The sequence below is a fragment of the Variovorax sp. P4_D9 genome, from assembly GCF_056401695.1.
This window is the reverse complement of sequence record NZ_JBFUIU010001121.1, coordinates 1-2340: the sequence shown is the minus strand read 5'-3', so window position 1 is coordinate 2340 and position 2340 is coordinate 1. Positions and strand designations below refer to the sequence as shown.

At 58.7% G+C, this 2340-nt stretch carries 3 protein-coding genes; all 3 read left to right on the top strand.

All coding sequences use genetic code 11. From position 1 onward, the window contains the following. Positions 1 to 1025, top strand: a 1025-nt coding sequence (locus AC1DY5_RS51810; protein WP_478122040.1) for an AMP-binding protein, incomplete at its 5' end; no start/stop codon positions are given. Between the two features lie 179 nt (positions 1026 to 1204). Beyond that, a complete protein-coding gene (locus AC1DY5_RS51805; RefSeq protein ID WP_478122041.1) occupies positions 1205 to 1960 on the top strand; it encodes an ABC transporter ATP-binding protein in 756 nt (251 codons plus the stop codon). A gap of 8 nt (positions 1961 to 1968) precedes the next feature. Beyond that, positions 1969 to 2340: ABC transporter permease subunit (locus AC1DY5_RS51800; RefSeq protein ID WP_478122039.1), on the top strand; the 372-nt coding region annotated here is incomplete at its 3' end.

The window sequence follows — 2340 nt, the reverse complement described above, 5'->3', positions numbered from 1 at the left end:
GCGTAGGGGGGAGCGTTATCGCAGGAAGGTCTGTGAGCGTCATCGAGCGCTTGCAATATGCCATCGGCAACGCGCTCTTCTATCGCCCCATGCGTGCACAGCTGGGCATGAGTCGGATCAGAGTTGYGTACACAGCGGGCGAGGCGATCGGTCCGGATCTACTCAAGTTCTTTCGCTCAATCGGTATCAATCTCAAGCAGCTCTACGGCACAACCGAGACCGCCGTTTTCGTCTGTCTCCAACCCGACGCCAATGTCAAGCCAGAGACCGTCGGAGTTCCAGCACCCGGTGTCGAGATCAGGGTTTCTGAAGCTGGCGAATTGCTCGTGAAGTCGCCTGGATCGCTCAGGGAGTACTACCAGAATCTACAAGCCACCCGCGAGGTGCTCGATGCCGATGGCTGGTACCACACGGGCGATGCCGCACTGATTGATACAGACGGCCACGTCCGGATTGTCGACCGGCTCAAGGACGTGGGGCGACTAGCCGGGGGGCTCTACGACGGCTCGACCTTTGCACCAAAGTTTGTCGAGAACAAGCTGAAGTTTTCACCTTACATCAAAGAAGTCGTTGCCTTCGGTCATGCCAGGGACCGGGTATGCGCCTTCATCAATATCGACTTCGAAGCCATCGGTAGCTGGGCGGAGCGCCGGAACCTCGCCTACTCGGGGTATACCGACCTCGCGCAGAAGCCCGCGGTGGCAGAGTTGATTCAACGCAGCGTCGAATCGGCGAATGCCGAGCTTGCTCTAGACGAACTTGTGGCTGGCAATCAAATCAGTCGCTTCCTCGTACTCCACAAGGAACTGGACGCGGACGATGGAGAGCTGACGCGCACACGCAAAGTGCGCAGAGGAATCATTGCTGATCGCTATCAAGTCCTGGTGGAAGCGCTTTTTAGCGGCGCGACGGAGCAATACGTTGAAACCGAAATCAGCTTCGAAGACGGCCGCAAGGGCGTCGCGGCAGCGACGCTGGCCATCCACGATGCGAAAACGTTCGCGAACCTGAGGCGAGCTGCTTGAACGCGCGGCTTGAATCTCGGCTAAACCATCTAGGAGACAGTGTGCTGACAGCCATAGAGAGCCCTTCGCTGGCGACCACAAGCCGACAGGAGCGCGAGGAGGATAGCGACGGGAAAGTGTCTCGCCCGCAGGGCCAGGTCACGGCTGAGCACCAAGCATCGTCCGCCAACTCGACGCTCTTGGACGTCAGGAACATTACCCTGAGGTTTGGCGGCGTCAAGGCGCTCACCGACATCAGCTTCGATGTTCGAGCCCACGAGGTCCGCTCGATCATCGGCCCCAACGGTGCTGGCAAGAGCTCGATGCTGAACTGCATCAATGGTGTCTACCAGCCTCAGGAAGGATCGATCTCTTTTCAGGGGCAGACCTTCAAACACATGAACTCGCGTCAAGTAGCCGAGATGGGCATTGCACGCACGTTCCAGAACCTGGCCCTGTTCAAGGGCATGAGCGTCCTCGACAACTTGATGACTGGTCGCAACCTCAAGATGAAGGTCAACCCCCTTCTGCAGGCGTTGCGGTGGGGCCCCGCTCAAAAAGAAGAGCTAGCGCATCGGGCCAAGGTCGAGGAAATCATCGATTTCCTGGAGATTCAGCCCTATCGCAAGACGCCCGTCGGCAAGCTGCCTTATGGCCTGCAAAAGCGAGTCGACCTCGGACGCGCGCTGGCGATGGAGCCCAAGGTGCTCCTGCTCGACGAGCCAATGGCCGGGATGAATGTCGAGGAAAAGCAGGACATGTGCCGATTCATTCTCGAGGTGAACCAGGAACTCGGGGTGACGGTTGTGCTGATCGAGCATGACATGAGCGTCGTGATGGACATCAGCGACCGGGTCGTCGTGCTGGACTACGGCAAGAAGATCGGCGATGGCGCGCCGGACGAAGTGATGGCGAACGAAGACGTGATCCGAGCCTACCTCGGCACACAACACTAGGGACTGAGATGGCATTCTTTCTTGAAACGGTCATCGGGGGATTGATGGCCGGCATGTTGTATTCGCTGATCGCCATCGGGTTCGTGTTGATCTACAAGGCCTCGGGCGTCTTCAATTTCTCCCAGGGAGCGATGGTGCTTTTCGCGGCGCTTGCCATGGCCCGCTTCGCAAGCTGGTTCCCGCTTTGGTTCGGCTTCGAGAGCCAGCTCCTGGAGAATCTGCTGGCCTTCTTCGCTGCCATGGCGGTGATGGTTGCCGTCGCCTGGAGCATCGAGCGCCTGGCCTTGCGGCATCTGGTGAATCAGGAAGGCGTCACGCTGTTGATGGCGACGCTAGGCATCGCGTACTTCCTCGATGGGTTGGGTCAGACGATCTTCGGC